The organism is Sphingobacterium alimentarium, from assembly GCF_004342685.1.
Classification (GTDB): Bacteria; Bacteroidota; Bacteroidia; order Sphingobacteriales; family Sphingobacteriaceae; genus Sphingobacterium; species Sphingobacterium alimentarium.
Genome location: NZ_SMBZ01000024.1, coordinates 12,264 through 30,130, shown reverse-complemented (window position 1 = coordinate 30,130; position 17,867 = coordinate 12,264). Strand labels below are relative to the sequence as shown.

Below are 17,867 nucleotides of genomic sequence, written 5' to 3'. Positions count from 1 at the left end.
ATTTTTTAGCCTTTACGCGCTAGTTCTATTTTTGTTTCCATTTCGGTTACTATTTTTTCTACATCCGCTGTTCCTCCCGCAGACTCAAAACGAATAAATCCTTCTTTATCAATTACCACCTTGTGCGGGATACCTCTCACACCATAAGCCGTGACAGTAGATTTGCTTCTATCCTTCATTTCATCGAATAATACATGGAATGAATATTTATTTTCAGCGATAAAGTTTCTTACCAGCTCTTCATAATTTTTCTCATTTTGCCAAGTATTGATAAATAAGAATTCTACATCTTTATCATCTTTATACTTGTTGACAGCAGCTTGCATGCCCGGGAAAGAAATCTTACAAGGACCGCACCATGTAGCCCAAAAGTCCAGTACGAGCACTTTGCCTTTTAAATCGGCTAAAGAAACTGTTTTTCCTTCTAAATTGACCAATGAGAAGTTAGGCGCTTCTTTTTTAATCATTTCGGCCTTGTATTTTGCCAAGGTAGCCTCTTTGATTTCGGATTCTAAGCTTGCGCTATATTTGTTGTAATCTCCTTTATTGTTGTTAAGCTTTTGGTACAAGGATTTAAGGACCGTTTCCACTTCCTCTTTTTTTCCGTTCTTAACCGTAAATTTTTCCAACGTTAAGAATGCATCCAAATCATTGCCTACTTTGGAATAGGCATTCCCTAATAGGAGATTCATTGTCTTATTATTGGTCGCATTGATGTTGGTGCTTATTTGCTCCTGCAGTAGACCAATCGCTTTTTCGTAGTTACCTGTTTCGTACAATGCTGTGCCGTATGAAGATGAAAGTACCGCCATATAATTCGCACCTACGACTTTATCTTCTTTGGCCTTTTGAATCAAATCTTCGAGTATAGGTAATGCAGTCGTATAGTCTTTATTCTTTAGTAACTTATTGGTCAAGGAATAACCCGTTTGAATGTATGTCGCACTATTTTTTAATCTTATTCAGGTACTCATTGGCCTTATCCGTATTTTTCTCTTTGAAAAATAAAGCTGCCAATTCAGATTCCGCGTTGGCATAAAGCGTTTGGTCTTTCGCTTCAAAGTTCTTCGCTGGGAACTTGCTGAGGAACTGATTGTATTTCTTTTCGGCATCTGCAGCTGAGGTATTCTCATCCGCAAATACATTTTTGTAAGCTTCAGAGCGTGCTTTCAATCCTTTTGGGAATCTTTTGACCAAACTGTTGTTTATTTTTTCAGCTTCCTCGGTTTGCTCCAAAAAGTTGTAAATGCGCGTCGAAAAGGTTACAAAATTTTCATTCTTACTATCTGCCAAAGCTTTAGCTTCTACCAAAAGCTGTTTTTTAGATGCCTCGTCGTCTTTTTCGGCAAGTGCGCCTATCTCTTTGGAAATCTCCTCCAGGGTAATATCCTTTTTCTTTGCTAATTGCGCATGGACCGATTGGAAGGATAGACAAGCACCTAGAAAAGCAAGTGTTACTATTGTTTTTTTCATAATCTAGTGTTTTACAATCAAATGTATCATTAATCGACGAGATCTAAATCTGCTGATTAAAACTATAATATTTCTTCTTACGAAAGCGTGGTAAATAATAGGGTTACCCGCTGATTTTCTTGTTTGTTAAACTTAATTCTGAAAATTATTAAGATATATGACATGTATGATGTTTATTTTCTCATACAGAATTTATATTTTATGTTGAAATTATATTCTTTTCCGGGTTCAATAACAAATAATGGAAACTCGGATTGATTGGGGCCATCCAAATAATGTTGGGCTTCAAAGCAAAAGCCGCCGTTGCGCAAATATTTTTTACCGGATTTGCCTTCGTCGTCGCTCAAGAAATTGCCTGAATAAAAATGCAAAGTAGGGTAGTCGGTGTATATTCTTAATTCAATACCCGTCTGCTGACTGTAAGCCGACGCGGCAGGCTGACTCAATGCATTGCTGTTTACATAGCTATGGTCAAAACCACTTGCATATTTGATCTGACTGTGGTCTTTACTTATTTGATCGGCTATTCGTGTTTCTTCTCTAAAATCCAGTGGCGTATCCAATACACTTTGCAGCTTGCCCGTAGGAACTTGTTGATCATTAATCTCAATAAATTTGGAGCAGTTTATTTTTACGCAGTGGTTCAAGATGTCGCCATTTCCTTCACCATTGAGATTGAAATAAGCGTGATTGGTCATATTTATCACCGTCCGTTTGCTTGCTGTTGCTCTGTAATTTATCAGTATTTCGTTATCGTCCGTTAATTCATAATTGACCGAGACTTTTATCTCTCCCGGAAATCCAGCTTCATTATCTGGCGAGACATAATAAAAGGAGATTTGTTTTCTGAAACTTACTTGTCTATCCCACACCTTGGTATGGAAGCCATCAGGACCACCGTGCAGGCAGTTGTTGCCGTTATTTTGTGGTAATGTATACTCTTGGCCATCCAGCACAAATTTGCCATTCTGCACTCTATTTGCAAATCGTCCAATCGTAGCGCCGTGATAGCATTCTTGCGCGTTCAGGTAATTTGCGATCGTATCAAATCCAAGAACCACATCCACCAAATTTCCGTTTTTGTCAGGGACCAGGGCACTCACCAAGCGCGCTCCATAATCCGTCAATGCAATTTGCATTCCTGCTCGGTTGCGAAGTGTAAGAAGATGGGTGTTTTTTCCGTTTAGTGTGTGTTCAAAATTTTCTGCGTTCGGTAAATTAAAGTTGGTGCTCATGGGCTTGAGAATTATTGTTTGTCTAAATTAATAAAAAACGTTGGTAAGCTAAAGAAAAGGAATATTTCATTATATTTATAGTGTATGGAGAAAAAACACATTTACGCTTTATTTGCTGCTATTGCAATAATATTATTTCTATATACCTTCATATTTGTGGATGAGACACATACTTTTGTTTTGAATGCAGGATGGGAAACTAACCTCATTGAAGCAAAATGGCTTTTTTATCTGATTGCTGCTATAGGGGTATGTCTATGGCTGTTCTATTATATATTTGCGTCATCCCTATATACCGATAGTTTGATTTACTTACATCTCGTCTCGTATATCCTATTGGCCATTGTGCTTATTCTTTGGGATAATAATTCCTTCTCACTCAAAGAAGCTGTCGATTCGAATGCCTATTCTTCGGTGCAGGAAATCCGTGGTGAATATCAGGATGTTATGGACCGTTATACGATTTACCGTTCCTTATTCTGGTTTTTTCTTTTGATCCAACCCATCGGCCTGATCAATCTCATGTTGGGATTTATTAAGCCCAATAAGGATTAGTATCCGCTTCATCTGAGACAGAAATCTTATATTTGTCTGGATAAATCCAATATTTTAATGAACTGGAAACAACTTATATCTGCTAAGCGGTGGGGCTACGAAGAGCGTCTTTCTAATGAGCAATTTGATGCTCGATCTGAGTTTCAACGCGATTATGATCGTTTAATTTTTTCATCTCCCTTTCGTCGATTGCAGAATAAGACACAAGTATTTCCCTTGCCAGGGGCTGTGTTTGTGCACAATCGGTTAACCCATAGTTTGGAAGTAGCATCCGTAGGGCGATCATTGGGTAGGATTTTTTATAATTCCTACAAGAAACAAAATCCGCTTGTTGATCAAGATATACCGCTGCTACAGGAGATCGATACAATTATTGCCACAGCATGTTTAGCACATGATCTAGGTAATCCTGCTTTTGGTCATTCCGGAGAATCTGCTATTTCGGCTTATTTTACTGGAAAGGGATTAGAATATAAATCAAGATTGACAGAAGAGCAGTGGGCTGACTTGGTTTCTTTTGAAGGAAATGCCAATGCTTTGCGTATTCTGACGAATAATTTTAATGGAAAAGATAAAAGTGGTTTTGCGCTAACATATAGCTCATTAGCTGCTATCATTAAATATCCTTGCAGTGCCATAAAAGGTGGTGATAAAAATCGATTACACCGCAAGAAATATGGTTATTTTCAATCCGATAAGGAATCTTTTTTAAAGATAGTAAACGAGTTAGCTATTTTAAAAGAGGAAGAAGATGTGTACAAGCGTCATCCTTTGGTATTTTTGGTAGAGGCTGCAGATGATATTTGTTATAATATTATTGATTTGGAAGATGCACATCGCCTAGCTATATTGAGTTACGAGGAGGTGGAAGAATTACTATTACCACTTTGTAAAGATGATAAACTGAAAGCTAGGTTAACGCAGTTGAAGGATGAAGAAAGCCGTATAGGCTTAATGCGTGCTAAGGCAATAAATACGTTGATTGGTGCTACTTCAAAAGTCTTTTTTGATGAACAAGAAGAGATATTAGCCGGTAATTTTTCGAAAAGTCTTATTGACGCTTTGGATGCTGATTTACATGAGGCAATGCTGAAAATTCAGGAAATCTCATACAAAAAGATATATAATGCATCCGCAGTAGTGGAAATTGAAGTTGCGGGTTATAAGGTGATGGAAGGGATTCTGGAAGAATTTGTGCCCGCTTATCTTGCCGAAAAGCCTAACAACCTACATAAGAAATTAAAAGCTCTAATGCCGATACAGTTTCATAGTGGAAGTGATGATGTGTATGAGAGAATACGTGATGTATTGGATTTTGTGTCCAGCATGACGGATTTGTATGCATTACAATTGTACCGTAAGATAAAAGGAATTGAAATAGCTACGCTATAGCGTTAATGAAAGGACTGTCTCCAAGAATATGAAAGTAGTAATAGCAGAAAAACCTTCGGTAGCTCGGGATTTGGCGCGTGTAATGGGAGCGAAGGACGTGAAAGATGGATATATTGAAGGCAATGGGTATGCCTTTACTTATGCTTTTGGACATTTGGTGCAACTGTGTACGCCGCAAGCCTACGGCTATGCGACTTGGTCTGTCGCCAACTTGCCAATCATTCCAAATCAATTCAATTTGGAAGTCAAGAAAGTGCGCAAAGACGGCAAGCAAATCGACGATTACGGTGCTCTGAAGCAAGTAAATATCATTAAAGGTCTTTTGGAAAAGGCTGAAGAAATCATTGTGGCAACGGATGCTGGACGTGAGGGTGAACTGATTTTCCGTAATATTTATTACTATTTAGGATTAAAAGTTCCGTTCAAGCGTTTGTGGATATCCTCGCAGACGGATAAAGCTATAAAAGAAGGTTTTGCCAACTTAAAAGAGGGTACGGAGTACGATAGTTTGTACCAATCAGCTCGTTCGCGTTCGGAATCGGATTGGTTGATAGGAATCAATGCGACACAGGCTATTACCCTAGCGGCGGGCAATAAGGGCTTGCTTTCCTTGGGTCGTGTGCAAACGCCGACCTTGGCGATGATTTGCTCCCGTTATTTAGAGAATAAAGATTTCAAACCACAGGCTTTTTATAAAATTCAAGCAGGTTTTGAAAAAGATAATATTTCTTTCAAAGCGACATCCGATAAAATTGATAAGAAAGACGTCGCTGAAGAAACCATAGCCAAGATTACCATTGGCTCTGAAGCCAAAGTTGTTAAAGTCGAAGCAAAGGAAACTAAAGAACAACCGCCATTGCTGTTTGATTTGACATCATTGCAGCAAGATGCCAACAAGAAATATGGTTATTCTGCCGATCAGACATTGAGTATTGCGCAGACATTATATGAGAAAAAGGTTATTACCTATCCACGTACGGGCTCGCGCTATATTGGCGAAGACGTTTTTGAGCAAATTGACTCGCTATTTCAACATTTGTCCAATACTGCGGATGAAAGCATAGCAGCGATTTCGCGCAATTTGATTGGTGCCAAGCTCAATAAACGTTCTGTAGATGATAAGAAGGTGACGGATCACCACGCTCTATTGGTAACGGATGAAAAACCGGGCCCCATGCTCAAAGAGCAGCAGAATATATACAATATGATTGCTAAGCGTATGGTGGAAAGTTTTTCGGAAGTCTGTCTGAAAGATATCACAACCGTGACCATTGATGCAGCAGGAGTAGAGTTGATTGCCAAAGGAACGGTAATCAGACAATACGGTTGGCGATTGTCAGCAGATCAGGTAGAAGCACCCGATGATGATAAAAATACGGACGATCAAGACAACGAAAACGCACAATTACCAAAATTGACGGCTGAGGAATTGCTTGAAATTCTGACTTTAGAATTGTCCGAGCGCTTTACTAAAGCAAGACCTATTCATACAGAGGCATCCTTGTTGAAGGCTATGGAAACTTCCGGTAAGGAAATCGAAGATGAGGAGATGCGCCAGGCAATGAAGGACTGTGGTTTAGGAACTCCTGCTACACGTGCGGCTACGATTGAGACTTTATTCTCACGTGATTATATCAAACGCGATAAAAAGAAGCTAATTCCTACCGAAAAAGGTTTAGCGCTATATAATCTGGTCAAAGACCGATCGATTGCTAAAGTGACTTTGACAGGTAAGTGGGAACAGAAATTGGAAGAAATGCGTGCAAATAAGGTGTCCTACGATGTCTTTATGAAGCATATAAAAGATTACACGGTCAAAATTACCAAGGAGCTTCTGCAACTTCGGATGTCTATTCCGCAAGAGGAGATAAAACCTCAACAAAAAGGAAAGATTAAATGTCCGAAATGTAAACCAGGCAATATTCATCTGTACGATAAAGTCGCGCAATGTGATCACTATGCACGAGGATGTGATTTCAAAATATGGCGTACGCTGAATGGTGTTTTCCTCGAAGAGAAAGAAATGAAAAATCTCTTAGAAAAAGGCAAAACTTCCGAGCTCAAAGGTGTAAAAACCAAAGAAGGACAAATAGTAAATGCACCTTTAGTTTTTGAGAATTTTAAAGTGAATGTGGGGTAATTAGAAATAATCTTTGAACTTATCCCAATAGAAATCGAAATGTCGAATTATCATATAAAGATTTTTAAAAAGTCCGCTAAATATTTCTAAAAAAGGAATAATTAAGAGTAGATATAGGTAATGCCATTTATTAGATATTTTTGGACGAAAATCTCTCTCTTCAGTCAATATTTTCCAAGCTGGAAAGAGTGATTTTCTGAAATGATAAAAGATTAATGATATATAAAGGAGGTAGAAAGTAAGCCTAAAGAAAAAAGTGACCTTAAATCCGTAAGGCATAATAGTTAAATCAATAATTAAAATATTGATGATAATAGGTGTCAAAATCAATAATCCAATTAAATAGGTTCTATTAAAAAGTAAAAGGCACGCGGCTATAATTTGACTAATTCCTATAAATGCTTTAAAAGGTTGGTGATCAAATAGGTGCCATCCAATTTTAAAAAGACTCAAGTCTTTTATTGGTGTATTTAATTCTTGTGTTGTTAGATTTCCAAACTGCCCACCACTAAGTTTTCCGATTCCATAATTCATGAAAATTATAAATAATAAAATTCGCAATCCAAGTATAAATAATTCTTTCGTTGGAGCAGTTGGTTTATAATTCATGGTCGTCAAGTTTTAATGATGATGAACTAGTGGCTTGATTTCCATAAAAATTATTCATTTTCTATTCGGAGATGCTAGCACTTGCTTCTTTTTACTCTATAATCCCATTTGCAAACATGAATAGCTTCAAAAACATAAGTAATCATAACACTAAACAATCCAATCATTGAGTGTTTATAAAATAGATTTATTGCAAGAATAGAATCCTAAATGACAAACCGTGAACGCACCTTTAGTTTTTGAGAATTTTAAAGTGAATGTAGGTTAAATTTTTTAACATTATTTTCATATATTTAGTTGTATGAAAAGAATGTTTACTATAGTTTGTTTTGTATTTTCGTTTACGGTTGTGAATGCGCAAGCTTCCCTAGTAAAAGAAAATATTAAAGAGTTTTTTAAGTTAATATATACTTCAGATATTGAGGAAACTGAGTTAGTTGAAAGATTTTTCTATGATAGCTCGGATTCAAGTAAGAATTTTTGGTCTTCCTTTATTGCTGGTTATAGAGTCGATTCTAAAGAAAATGAGGTTGTGAATTTCAAGCGGTTCAAAGAAGATGTATTATCAGATAATATCGAAATAATCGTTTTTGATGAGTTTAATGAAAGGGATAAATCAAAATTTAAGAATTGGGATGGGATACCTCGAAAAGGTATATGTAAAGTGATGGGCAAAAAGGGGTTTCATCAACTTATTTTAATGAGAGAAAATAAAATATCATCGTTGATTATCCTCGATAAAACCGGGGATTTGACTTTTTAAATTAAATATTCTTCACTTGATATTTATCATGCCTCGTACCAGCATATACTGAGCCATTACATAGGTGAACATCACACCCAACGATCCAATTATTGAGTGTTTATAAAATAGATTTATCGCTAGAATAGAATCCGAAAGGACACATAGCGTAGCTCCCAATATCAGTAGCTTATTAGTTGTTCCGAGTGCAATATACAACATCGTTCCGATGGTAATGGCGTAGGCTAATACTGGGATTTTCATCGGGCCTAGGTGAGGAAACAAGAAACCGAATAGACCCATTACAAAAATTCCTATCAATGGTAGTATATAGAAGTTCTTCTTTTGGAAATAAGCTCTGAACGAAAGAATGTATAAAATATGTGCAAGCAAAAAACTGGATAATCCTGATATAAATCCACCTTTAAACATTAAAAACAGATCACCAAAAAACTTAGTATTAAGCCCACTATGAATAAGTAGTTAGATTTGTCGGCATTCCATCGGTAATAAACTATCAAAATAGGAATTAAGAATAGTTTGGTATAGAATCGCCAACCGCTATCCAGCGAAAAACCGATAATACATAAGTCTAAAATAAAAACTATAGCCAATAGTATCAGCGGAATTTGTTTCATTTTAAGCTGCATAGCGTAGGATTAGTTTGTTTATTCCGTTACGACTTCATTCTTTTCCAATACCCGATTTAATTGCTCCATATCCAATTCTTTTTCCCATTTTGCGATTACTAGACCAGCTGTAGCATTCCCTATAATATTAGTCAAGGCACGTGCTTCACTCATAAAACGGTCTATACCAAATACGATAGCGATAGATTCGACAGGAATATGCCCTACAACAGGTAGGGTAGCGGCTAATATGATAAATCCTGATCCTGTCACTCCTGCAGCACCATTGGAAGTGAATGTCAATACGAATAATAGAAACAATTGCTCACTCAAGCTCATTGGTTGATTGATGGCTTGCGCCAAAAATACCGATGCCATCGTGAGATAAATTGCGGTTCCATCCAAATTAAAAGAATAGCCTGTGGGAATGACTAAGCGTACAACAGACTTATTACAGCCTGCTTTCTCCAGTTTTTCCATGATAGCAGGAAGTACAGACTCAGAAGAAGAGGTGCCCAATACAATCAATAGTTCTTCTTTGATGTACTTTAAAAATTTCCAAAGACTAATCTTATTGCGGTAGAGTATTAAACCAATAAATACGAAAATATAGATAAGACAGGCTACATAAAACCAAATCATCATCATGCCTAAGGATTTTAAAATGTCTAGACCATATCGGCCTACCGTAAATCCAATAGCGCCCATAGCACCCAATGGGGCTACTTTCATAATCATTTTGATAACTATAAAAATACCGTCTAGGAAGGACTGTAATACGGTTTTCACGGGCTCAGCTTTTTCGCCCATTTTAGCAAAAGCAAAACCCAAGAGGATGGCGAAAAATAAAACTTGGAGAATATTACCTTCTGCCAAGGATCCGATAATATTGTGGGGGATAATATCCAATAAGAATTGTACGATGCCTCGTTGCTCTTTTTCACCTTCGATAAATGTACCTACTTGACTGGTATCCAAATGTTCGACATTGATATTCATACCATCGCCAGGTTTAGCGAGATTGATTACGGCCAACGCAATGAACATGGCCGTGAAGGTCGTGATTTGAAAATATACCATCGAGCGTACCCCGATTTTACCCACTTTCTTCACATCTTGCATACCCGATATCCCCAGTACGATACTGCAGAAAATCAATGGTGCAATAATCATCTTAATAAGCTTGATAAAACCGTCACCAAAGGGTTTCAGCGCGACACCTATCTCTGGATAAAAATGACCTAAGGCGATACCGATTAATATGGCAATGATTACTTGGAAATATAAGGTCTTAAAAAGCTTCTTCATCTAATTTAGTAAGGTTTACAGGTTTATGTAGTCATAAATTTTAGCCTAAAATAAGGTAAATTTTAAAATTGCAAGGGTATAAAAATATTATTCCTAATAAAAATAGCGTAGACAATTATGTTTACGCTATTAATTAGATGTGTTTAAAGCAAGCCTTATTTTTTCAATATATCTGTCAATGCTTCTGTAATAGTAGGATATCTGAATTCAAAACCATGTTGGATAAGTCTTTCTGGTAATACCCATCTGCTCTTTAACAAGAGTTCTGTTTCGGTTCCAATAATTGCTGCTCCGATTCTTAACAGAAGGGCTAGGGCAGGTAATCCAAAAGATATTTTCTTTACTTGTCTAAACGTCCTCATAAAAGTGTTATTAGTAATTGGATGCGGTGCGGAACAATTGTATACACCATTCCTGTTTTTATTCAATTCAATAAATCGAATTATTCGATATAAATCTTCAATATGAATCCAACTAAACATCTGCTTTCCATCACCTTGCTGACCTCCTAATCCGAATCTGACTAAATTGTCAAAGGGTTCGATAACACCACCATCTTTGCCTAATACTATCGCCATGCGCAGTGCAACTTGACGCGTTTTAAACATTTCGAAATTAAAAAAGGCGTGTTCCCATTTTTTGGCTACTTCTACCGAAAATCCCGTTCCAATTTCACCATCCTTCTCTGTCATCGGTCTATCGCGCGCATCTCTATAAATGGTAGCTGTGCTAGCATTAATCCAAAGTTCTGGAGGATTTTTACAATTCTTAATGGCTTCACCCAGAATATTTGTTGTTTCAGTACGAGAAGAAAAGATTTCCGCTTTATTCTTCTCATTATAACGACAATTGACGGATTTACCTGCCAGATTAACTAATAATGTTGAATTTTCTAAAGCCGCTGCTATTTTTGCACTATCAAGCCAATTCAAATCACCATTATTCCGAGCAATGACTATTACTTTATAACCAAGCTTTAGATATTCTTTCTTTAAATACTTGCCTACAAAACCTGTTCCGCCTGCTAATATGATTTTTTTCATGACTTTGTATTTAATTAGTCAGCTAAAGGATTATTTCTACGTTGCTTTGCAATCCTTTTACCTCTGAAAAACAAAAACATATTTAAGAATAGCATGATGCCGAGGTATATGCTAAATCCTCCGATTTTGTAACTCAATTGTTCTATTAAGGTTTGAACTTTTGCTTGGTCGAGATACATCTCCAAAATGTATAGTGCAAATCCAATATTCATTAAATAAAATCCTATTCTAAATAAATTGTTGGTAGCCAAAGCCACATCAGGTCGTCCCTGAAAAATATCGTTCATATAAACTAGACTATTTTTGAATAAAACATAGGCTACATAGTAAGTCAGACCAATGGCTATTGGTAAATAAATGCTATACGCGATTACGGTTAAATTTTCCATGATATTTAGTTTTTAGTTGTGTGTTTATTTTTTTTATAATTCGATATTACGTAGATAATCAACATATTATTATAATGAAGAAATGCAAGTATGAGAATTAGAATCCCGGTCTTTTCTAATGTACTGGACAACATATCGGCTATCGTTTCAATTTTTTTCCAATAGCTAAATTGGATGATGGCATAACCGATATTGAATAAATAATAGCCAGTCAACAATAGATTGTTGGTCGTATCTGTTAACTCTTCTTTATTTTGGAAAAATGAAAGGATAAATATTCTTCCGTTACGATGAAAAAGTCTTCCCACCCAAATAATAATGTAAATGGTAATGAGCGAGAAAATTGTGTACGAAAGGATATTGTAATTCATAGCCTAAATAATAAATTTGAATAATTTGATCAGCAAATCTGCTCTGTTCGACGCAAAGACTTTATTCGCAATTTTCTCCAATTGGTCAGTCAATTCTTGAATTTCTTTAACCGTATTGTGAAATTCTTTCCCGTCATCTGATTTCTCATTTGCTGTCGCAACCGAAAGCTCTTTAAGTATATCCATCACGGGATCTAATTCTTTCTTTTTGCGCATAATGGCTATTTTCATTGCCCATTTCAGGACATCTTTTTCTGCGACAAAATATTCTTTGCGATCTCCTGCGATATGTTTCTTGTATACAATTCCATAATCAATCAATTGACGAATGCTCATATTGGCATTTCCTCGCGAAATGACTAACGATTCCATTATTTCATCGGTTGATATAGGATTACTACTAGATAGGAGTAAGGCATGCACTTGTGCCACGGATTTATTAATCCCCCATTCCGAACCTAATGCGCCCCAAGTGTCTATAAATTGTTGTTTTGCTTCTTCGAGTTTCATCGTGTTTTTATTTAAGTTTTTTTTCAATCCAAAAATCTACGAATAGAAATAGTAGAATATTTAAGAATAGGCTATATGTAATTGGTGTTAGAATAAAATATGCTAAGATTATTCGAGGTGCTGCAAAAAAGTATAACAATAAGAATGAAAATGGAATATAAAGTGGTAAAGCTAGATAAACTACTTTTTGGAAAAATGTTAGTATTATACCTTTCTCATATTTGTTCTCTTTGTATATAGCAAAAGAAAATAATACTAATGCCGATATACATATAGATATAATTGCCATATATGTAAATCTTGGATATGCTAATTCTAAAATTTCCTTAAGATTATCTACTGGATATTCTGGATAGTAATATTCATCTCCATTCCTGTAAAACCCCGTTCTAAAAGCTTTTATGATTCTTGGTAGTTCAAATAGAGCTGGATACAGAGATGAAACTAGTATCACGAATAAATGCCCAATTATTTTTATTGCAGTTTTCATGATTATCTGTATAGAAAAATACTAATAATAGAAATTGTTAATGCGGTGAAATAAAGTGTTAGAATTGGCGTGGTGAGTTTATCACTGTATTTACTACCGAATCCCCAAAACAGCATACCAATAATGGCGATGGGGTATGAGATAAATGCAGCGAGGAGGAATGACCAGATCCAACCTGTCAATAAAAACCATACTCCACAAATAATTGATATAATATGAAAGATTAATCCTGTTTTTTCTTTTCTCATAATAACATTGATTAATATTCAAATATAAATGTAATTATTGAACTTTCAAAAATTATTGAAAATAAAATAAATTAAAAATTCGTCAACGCATCGTAATAAGGAAAACTAAAAATTTATTAACAATTGAATTGTATTACCTTTGCAGTCAATATGACGACAAAACTTTACAATCCATTCTTAGATTTCAAATTCGATAACAATACATGTTTTTTGACAGGGGATAAGTTAGCTTCAGCAGATGAGAAGCTTCAGGTATTCCCGGTTTGGATGATGCGTGCCTTTGATTTGGAAGAAAAGCCTTTCAAAATGTTGGATGAAAGTTTTGTCACGTACAAGCAATTGCAATTACCATGTTCGGCAGCGGCAGCACTTGCCTTTGAACAAGTGGAAGAGAAGGTCGAACGCGCGATGGGTGAAGGGTACGCTGCGGTGCGCGAATTACCGCAAGAAATGCTTTTTCAATGGGTGAGTAAGATTTTGTACGGCGTAGTCTTCAATGAGATTCAAGTGGGTATGCGTCAGGCCGTACTTACTGGAGAGGACATGAATTTCTCTCAAGCGTTGGTACACAAATTCCGTAATCTACATGCCATGTTGCAATCCATCGTGGTACCGATGGAGTTTGAGCACAAGAATCCTTTTAGCATTCAAGTATTTGAGGTAGACAATGCAGAAGATACCTTCATGTACCGAGATGAAATCAATACCTTGATATTCTCTTTGCGGATGAAAGATTTTGCCATAATCGCGACACTACAGGATAATGGCACTCATGCTATCTATCACGACGAAATATTGGCCAAAGTAGGAGGTAAGAAGCTGCATCCTATCCAATTCGAAGAGATCTGTGCGCGTTATTTCTATTCCGCCTATCTATTCAATCGCTTGCCAGAATATACTTATATGGAAACGCCTGAAAGGGTGTACGTAGAGCCTATGCCGTTGAATGATTGGACACTCAAACCGATATTTGATAATTGGGCGGTGAAAACATATGGTCAGGTTTTAGAAAGCTTTTGGAAGCCTTGGGGTTTTCTACTATTTGAAATAATCCAAAATCCTGAAAAACCTATGTCTTTCATCGAAGATGAAAATGGCAATTTTAGAGATAATATTGATTTGGCAAAAGGTTAGCAGATTACGCAAAATCCTTTTGTAACGATATACAAAAATATTATTGGTACTATTAGTAAAAATGCATTGATAAAGATAAGTATAGTCGCTAATGTTGTCTTGTAAAGTCTTATGCTAATAATTTAAGCAATCAACCCGATAGGTATGCTTGCGCAGCTAAATATTACCAAATAATAGATAGAACTTGTAAACCAGACTTGAAATAGTGTGTCAATAAATAGTATTCCTATCAGAATACCATTTATAAGTGTGACTAGTAGCGCAATGGAACCCCACTTTTTAGCTTTTTCAAAATGCATGTGATCCTTATTAGCCCTTAAAACGACTTTTTGGGTGAAGGCCTATTCTGCTCCTGATCTTTCTTTTTAACTTGATGAGTAAAGTATAGAATTAATGCAGATGGTCCTAATACAGGTATCATTAAGCCAATAAAAGTCATGATGAGTTGTCCTACCGTCGCATTTTTCAACTTGAAAAGACGAATTAACATAATGCCTGTTAAGGCCATATGAATTAGTAAGACGATATTTACGAGAAGGCTTTTATCTATATCCATATCCTATCATTATATACCAAAGATACGATATAGCAGTTAAATTTTTGAATGTATAGGATTTTTAATGGGTTTGGATGCTTGTACCTGAGGTTGTGTACCTGCTGAAGAGCTAGCAGAAGCTGGGTTTTTGGGAATGGAAATATGGAAAATAGTACCTGCGGCTAATTTGGATTCGACATGAAGCTTCCAATATAAACTTTCTACGAAATCATTACAAAGTAGCAATCCAATACCCGCTCCTTGCTCATCCAATGTACCTTTTGTGCCTCCTTTTGAGAAATTGCTTTCGAATAGTTTTTCTAATCGGTCTTCCGAAATACCAATACCATTATCTTTGATATAAAAATCCCAACTTGATGTATTTTCAAATACACCGATCTCGATTTCTTTGTAGAATTCACTGTACTTAATCGCATTGTGCAGTATATTTCTAACGATGAATTCGCACCTTTTCTCATCCCCCCAAATAATCAAGTTCTGGTTCAAAAGGTTTTTTATCTTCAATTGCTTTAATTTGATATTGGGACTTAGCGTGTAGATGCATTTATTGACGACGGCGCTCAGGTCAAAGTTGGACCATGCGATGGAATTGGTCTGCATCTGTGCTTTGGACCAATACAATAGATCATCCAATAAACTGGATGTAATATCCAGTTCTTGCTTCAGATTTTCCATCAAGTAATCAAAGTCTTCGGATGAAAGATTTTTTTGAGAAGAGAGATCGACAAATATTTTTAAAGAATTAATAGGTGATTTTAGATCATGTGATACAATAGAAAACAATTTAGCCTTGAAAGCTTCCGATTGTTTGAGTAGTGTGTTTTGATGTGCGAGTTGCGAGGCTTGCTTTTCAATAGACTTTTGGGACTTAATAATAGCTTTGTTTTTCTTTTTCAACGAAAATATAAAGATCACGAGTGCCAGAGCAAAGACGATAAGAATTAACGTAATGGCCTTGCCTAGCTGAGCCTTGCTCTCTTGGATTTTATTTTTTAAAGCCAAGTTAGCATTTTCGAGCTCTTTTTTCTCTGTTTCGTATTTGATATTCAATTCTTCGCGTACTTTTTGTCGAGCGAGAAGCAAATTTTCGTAACTATCACCACGGAGTGAATCCAGCTCAATGAAATTATTGGATCGCACATTACGCACTTGGCTCCGAAGCTGAAGGATTTCTTCATCGAATAGATTGAGAATATGAAACGCTTTATTTTCGGTGATGTAGATGTGTAAGTCATCCAGTAAGGATTGCGCTAAATCCGGATTTTTACGTTTCAAGGCGATGGACGCGAGTAGGAGGTGGCTACTCCCCACACTTTCATGATCTTTGTCTTGTTTGGCTATTCGCTGCGCAACAGAGGCGTAGTTATAAGCTTGGTCTATTTCATCGGCATGGAAATAAACTCTTGCAAGTGCATTATAACTTCGGTCGAGCGTAGGGTCAGTCTTTAACTTTTTCTTATATACGATGGATTCTTTGAGGTATTGAATAGCTTGATTTTTATATTAAACCTTATTAGTTTGTAGATAGATATCCATATAATAATTACCAATATTATTGCTGAGGCTACCCAACATTTTGGTGTTATTTTTCAAAGCAGCAAATTTTTTGCTACGCTTATAAAATTTGACAGCCTGTTCTTTGTCTTGACCTCTGTAGTAAACATTACCAATATTTAGCAATGTCTCAGAGATTGCCAAGGTATCTTTCAGCTCTTCTCTTATTTTAAGAATCTGGTAATGGAGTTTTATGCTTTCGTCGGGTTTGTCCAGTATCAATAAGCACACTGCTTCTATATTCATGCAGCGTGTCATTCGTTCTAGATTGTCGGCTTTCTTATAATATTTTGCTGCTTCGCGAGCCCAGTTGAGTGCATTTCTGGTGTCACTGGAGTAATGTGTGCGTGCTAATTCGTAGTATATTTTGGCGTTTGCTGTGTCGGGTTTGTTGGGATTGACTAACCGCAATAGACTATCCGCTTGGCTATTTTGTCCAAGTAGGGGATTCATGTATACAAAAAAAGTTATAAAAACTATGATTAGTTTTAATAGCTGGTTTGATCGCATGTGGTTAGATAGATGTAGACTCAAATATAAAAATTAATATTTAAATTATTTTAATGAATGAAGGATTATACCCATATTTTGGAAGCAAATTGCTGAATTTATTGAGATATGGAAAAAGAAAAAGACCGTGTAAAACACTTTTACACGGTCTTCTTATTAAGGATGGAGTGATATATCTTAAGCGTGTATATCTCTTTCTGAAAAGATTTTAGCACTTAAATATTCTCTATTTAATCTTGCGATATTTGTCATTTTAATGCCTACTGGACATTCTGCCTCACAAGCTCCAGTATTCGTACAGTTACCAAAACCTTCAGCATCCATTTGGTCTACCATAGCTTGAGCACGCTCATAACGCTCTGTCTGACCTTGTGGCAATAAAGCAAATTGAGATACTTTAGCAGATACGAATAACATCGCGGAAGCATTTTTACAAGCTGCAACACATGCACCACAACCGATACAAGTAGCTGACTCGAATGCTTCGTCCGCAATCACTTTAGGAATAGGAATAGCATTTGCGTCAGGAACACCACCTGTATTTACATTTACATACCCGCCCGCTTGCTGAATACGTTCGAATGAAGTACGATCTACAGCCAAATCCTTCAACACAGGGAAAGCTGCTGCTCTCCAAGGCTCGATAACGATAGTCTGCCCATCGTGAAATGAACGCATGTGTAATTGACAAGTCGTCGTACCTTGGTTAGGACCGTGAGGACGACCGTTGATTACCAACGAACACATACCACAGATACCTTCACGACAATCGTGATCGAAATATATAGGGTCTTCACCCTTACGAGTCAAATCGTCGTTTATAATATCAAGCATCTCTAAGAAAGACATATCATCAGCGATATTGTTAGCCTGAATCGTTACGAATTGACCAGTTGATTTATCATTTTTTTGACGCCAAACTTTAAGCGTTAAATTCATGTGATTACTCATATCTATATATGATTACAGTCGATATACT

At 36.4% G+C, this 17,867-nt stretch carries 21 protein-coding genes; 5 read left to right on the top strand and 16 right to left on the bottom strand.

Annotated features, from left to right (window positions below; translation table 11 throughout):
* Window positions 1–5 precede the first annotated feature (5 nt).
* From EDC17_RS09790 to EDC17_RS09780, 3 genes are all read right to left on the bottom strand, one after another.
* Window positions 6–917, bottom strand: a complete 912-nt coding sequence (locus EDC17_RS09790) for a TlpA disulfide reductase family protein (RefSeq protein WP_132777902.1) — start codon at window positions 915–917, stop codon at window positions 6–8.
* Window positions 918–945: 28 nt separating this feature from the next.
* Window positions 946–1,473 carry a hypothetical protein gene (locus tag EDC17_RS09785; RefSeq protein WP_132777901.1) on the bottom strand — a complete coding sequence of 176 codons (528 nt, stop codon included), beginning with the start codon at window positions 1,471–1,473 and terminating at the stop codon, window positions 946–948.
* Window positions 1,474–1,646: 173 nt separating this feature from the next.
* A complete protein-coding gene (locus EDC17_RS09780; RefSeq protein ID WP_132777900.1) occupies window positions 1,647–2,708 on the bottom strand; it encodes an aldose epimerase family protein in 1,062 nt (353 codons plus the stop codon).
* Window positions 2,709–2,792: 84 nt separating this feature from the next.
* Between EDC17_RS09780 and EDC17_RS09775 the strand changes: the two genes are divergently transcribed.
* From EDC17_RS09775 to EDC17_RS09765, 3 genes are read left to right on the top strand one after another with little or no spacing between them, the layout of a single operon-like run.
* Window positions 2,793–3,263, top strand: a complete 471-nt coding sequence (locus EDC17_RS09775) for a hypothetical protein (protein ID WP_132777899.1) — start codon at window positions 2,793–2,795, stop codon at window positions 3,261–3,263.
* 57 nt (window positions 3,264–3,320) lie between these two features.
* A complete protein-coding gene (locus tag EDC17_RS09770; protein ID WP_132777898.1) occupies window positions 3,321–4,655 on the top strand; it encodes a deoxyguanosinetriphosphate triphosphohydrolase in 1,335 nt (444 codons plus the stop codon).
* Between the two features lie 28 nt (window positions 4,656–4,683).
* Entirely contained in the window at window positions 4,684–6,795 is a 2,112-nt protein-coding gene (locus tag EDC17_RS09765; RefSeq protein ID WP_132777897.1) for a type IA DNA topoisomerase, read from the top strand.
* On the opposite strand, the gene EDC17_RS09760 is transcribed toward EDC17_RS09765, so the two are convergent.
* Window positions 6,796–7,404 carry a DoxX family protein gene (locus EDC17_RS09760; RefSeq protein WP_132777896.1) on the bottom strand — a complete coding sequence of 203 codons (609 nt, stop codon included), beginning with the start codon at window positions 7,402–7,404 and terminating at the stop codon, window positions 6,796–6,798. It abuts the gene before it with no gap.
* A 301-nt stretch (window positions 7,405–7,705) separates the two neighbouring features.
* On the opposite strand from EDC17_RS09760, the gene EDC17_RS09755 reads away from it, so the two are divergent.
* Entirely contained in the window at window positions 7,706–8,167 is a 462-nt protein-coding gene (locus tag EDC17_RS09755) for a hypothetical protein (protein ID WP_132777895.1), read from the top strand.
* A gap of 12 nt (window positions 8,168–8,179) precedes the next feature.
* On the opposite strand, the gene EDC17_RS09750 is transcribed toward EDC17_RS09755, so the two are convergent.
* The 8 genes from EDC17_RS09750 to EDC17_RS17065 form a co-directional block, all read right to left on the bottom strand.
* Complete coding sequence (locus tag EDC17_RS09750; protein WP_262708186.1) at window positions 8,180–8,623, bottom strand: lysoplasmalogenase; 444 nt, start codon at window positions 8,621–8,623, stop codon at window positions 8,180–8,182.
* 191 nt (window positions 8,624–8,814) lie between these two features.
* A complete protein-coding gene (gene dctA / locus EDC17_RS09745; protein WP_132777893.1) occupies window positions 8,815–10,083 on the bottom strand; it encodes a C4-dicarboxylate transporter DctA in 1,269 nt (422 codons plus the stop codon).
* Window positions 10,084–10,238: 155 nt separating this feature from the next.
* Entirely contained in the window at window positions 10,239–11,126 is an 888-nt protein-coding gene (locus EDC17_RS09740; protein ID WP_132777892.1) for a TIGR01777 family oxidoreductase, read from the bottom strand.
* Window positions 11,127–11,140: 14 nt separating this feature from the next.
* A complete protein-coding gene (locus EDC17_RS09735; protein ID WP_132777891.1) occupies window positions 11,141–11,515 on the bottom strand; it encodes a hypothetical protein in 375 nt (124 codons plus the stop codon).
* A gap of 5 nt (window positions 11,516–11,520) precedes the next feature.
* Entirely contained in the window at window positions 11,521–11,886 is a 366-nt protein-coding gene (locus EDC17_RS09730) for a hypothetical protein (RefSeq protein WP_132777890.1), read from the bottom strand.
* A 3-nt stretch (window positions 11,887–11,889) separates the two neighbouring features.
* Window positions 11,890–12,396, bottom strand: coding sequence for a GbsR/MarR family transcriptional regulator (locus EDC17_RS09725; protein ID WP_132777889.1), 507 nt, complete (start codon window positions 12,394–12,396; stop codon window positions 11,890–11,892).
* Between the two features lie 7 nt (window positions 12,397–12,403).
* Entirely contained in the window at window positions 12,404–12,886 is a 483-nt protein-coding gene (locus tag EDC17_RS09720) for a hypothetical protein (protein ID WP_132777888.1), read from the bottom strand.
* 2 nt (window positions 12,887–12,888) lie between these two features.
* Window positions 12,889–13,134, bottom strand: a complete 246-nt coding sequence (locus EDC17_RS17065; RefSeq protein WP_207895739.1) for a hypothetical protein — start codon at window positions 13,132–13,134, stop codon at window positions 12,889–12,891.
* A gap of 150 nt (window positions 13,135–13,284) precedes the next feature.
* Between EDC17_RS17065 and EDC17_RS09715 the strand changes: the two genes are divergently transcribed.
* On the top strand, window positions 13,285–14,268 hold the full coding sequence (locus EDC17_RS09715) for a hypothetical protein (protein ID WP_132777887.1): 984 nt from the start codon (window positions 13,285–13,287) through the stop codon (window positions 14,266–14,268).
* A 316-nt stretch (window positions 14,269–14,584) separates the two neighbouring features.
* Here EDC17_RS09715 and EDC17_RS09710 read toward each other — a convergent pair whose 3' ends face one another.
* From EDC17_RS09710 to EDC17_RS09695, 4 genes are all read right to left on the bottom strand, one after another.
* Window positions 14,585–14,776 carry a hypothetical protein gene (locus tag EDC17_RS09710; protein ID WP_132777886.1) on the bottom strand — a complete coding sequence of 64 codons (192 nt, stop codon included), beginning with the start codon at window positions 14,774–14,776 and terminating at the stop codon, window positions 14,585–14,587.
* Between the two features lie 84 nt (window positions 14,777–14,860).
* Window positions 14,861–16,135: a sensor histidine kinase gene (locus tag EDC17_RS09705; RefSeq protein ID WP_132777885.1), complete on the bottom strand. Its 1,275-nt coding sequence runs from the start codon at window positions 16,133–16,135 to the stop codon at window positions 14,861–14,863.
* Window positions 16,136–16,327: 192 nt separating this feature from the next.
* Window positions 16,328–16,831 (bottom strand): tetratricopeptide repeat protein, encoded by a 504-nt coding sequence (locus EDC17_RS09700; RefSeq protein WP_165894398.1) that lies wholly within the window; start codon window positions 16,829–16,831, stop codon window positions 16,328–16,330.
* A 234-nt stretch (window positions 16,832–17,065) separates the two neighbouring features.
* Entirely contained in the window at window positions 17,066–17,839 is a 774-nt protein-coding gene (locus EDC17_RS09695) for a succinate dehydrogenase/fumarate reductase iron-sulfur subunit (RefSeq protein WP_132777883.1), read from the bottom strand.
* Between the last annotated feature and the right edge of the window lie 28 nt (window positions 17,840–17,867).

Excerpts from the sequence above, each read along its gene's own strand:
- EDC17_RS09720 (WP_132777888.1), bottom strand. The coding sequence starts at position 12,886 with ATGAAAACTGCAATAAAAATAATTGGGCATTTATTCGTGATACTAGTT.
- EDC17_RS09785 (WP_132777901.1), bottom strand. The coding sequence starts at position 1,473 with ATGAAAAAAACAATAGTAACACTTGCTTTTCTAGGTGCTTGTCTATCC.
- EDC17_RS09715 (WP_132777887.1), top strand. The coding sequence starts at position 13,285 with ATGACGACAAAACTTTACAATCCATTCTTAGATTTCAAATTCGATAAC.
- EDC17_RS09730 (WP_132777890.1), bottom strand. The coding sequence starts at position 11,886 with ATGAATTACAATATCCTTTCGTACACAATTTTCTCGCTCATTACCATT.
- EDC17_RS09775 (WP_132777899.1), top strand. The coding sequence starts at position 2,793 with ATGGAGAAAAAACACATTTACGCTTTATTTGCTGCTATTGCAATAATA.
- EDC17_RS09760 (WP_132777896.1), bottom strand. The coding sequence starts at position 7,404 with ATGAATTATAAACCAACTGCTCCAACGAAAGAATTATTTATACTTGGA.
- EDC17_RS09735 (WP_132777891.1), bottom strand. The coding sequence starts at position 11,515 with ATGGAAAATTTAACCGTAATCGCGTATAGCATTTATTTACCAATAGCC.
- dctA (WP_132777893.1), bottom strand. The coding sequence starts at position 10,083 with ATGAAGAAGCTTTTTAAGACCTTATATTTCCAAGTAATCATTGCCATA.
- EDC17_RS09725 (WP_132777889.1), bottom strand. The coding sequence starts at position 12,396 with ATGAAACTCGAAGAAGCAAAACAACAATTTATAGACACTTGGGGCGCA.
- EDC17_RS09780 (WP_132777900.1), bottom strand. The coding sequence starts at position 2,708 with ATGAGCACCAACTTTAATTTACCGAACGCAGAAAATTTTGAACACACA.
- EDC17_RS09695 (WP_132777883.1), bottom strand. The coding sequence starts at position 17,839 with ATGAGTAATCACATGAATTTAACGCTTAAAGTTTGGCGTCAAAAAAAT.
- EDC17_RS09765 (WP_132777897.1), top strand. The coding sequence starts at position 4,684 with ATGAAAGTAGTAATAGCAGAAAAACCTTCGGTAGCTCGGGATTTGGCG.
- EDC17_RS09710 (WP_132777886.1), bottom strand. The coding sequence starts at position 14,776 with ATGGCCTTAACAGGCATTATGTTAATTCGTCTTTTCAAGTTGAAAAAT.
- EDC17_RS09740 (WP_132777892.1), bottom strand. The coding sequence starts at position 11,126 with ATGAAAAAAATCATATTAGCAGGCGGAACAGGTTTTGTAGGCAAGTAT.
- EDC17_RS09770 (WP_132777898.1), top strand. The coding sequence starts at position 3,321 with ATGAACTGGAAACAACTTATATCTGCTAAGCGGTGGGGCTACGAAGAG.
- EDC17_RS09700 (WP_165894398.1), bottom strand. The coding sequence starts at position 16,831 with ATGAATCCCCTACTTGGACAAAATAGCCAAGCGGATAGTCTATTGCGG.
- EDC17_RS17065 (WP_207895739.1), bottom strand. The coding sequence starts at position 13,134 with ATGAGAAAAGAAAAAACAGGATTAATCTTTCATATTATATCAATTATT.
- EDC17_RS09755 (WP_132777895.1), top strand. The coding sequence starts at position 7,706 with ATGAAAAGAATGTTTACTATAGTTTGTTTTGTATTTTCGTTTACGGTT.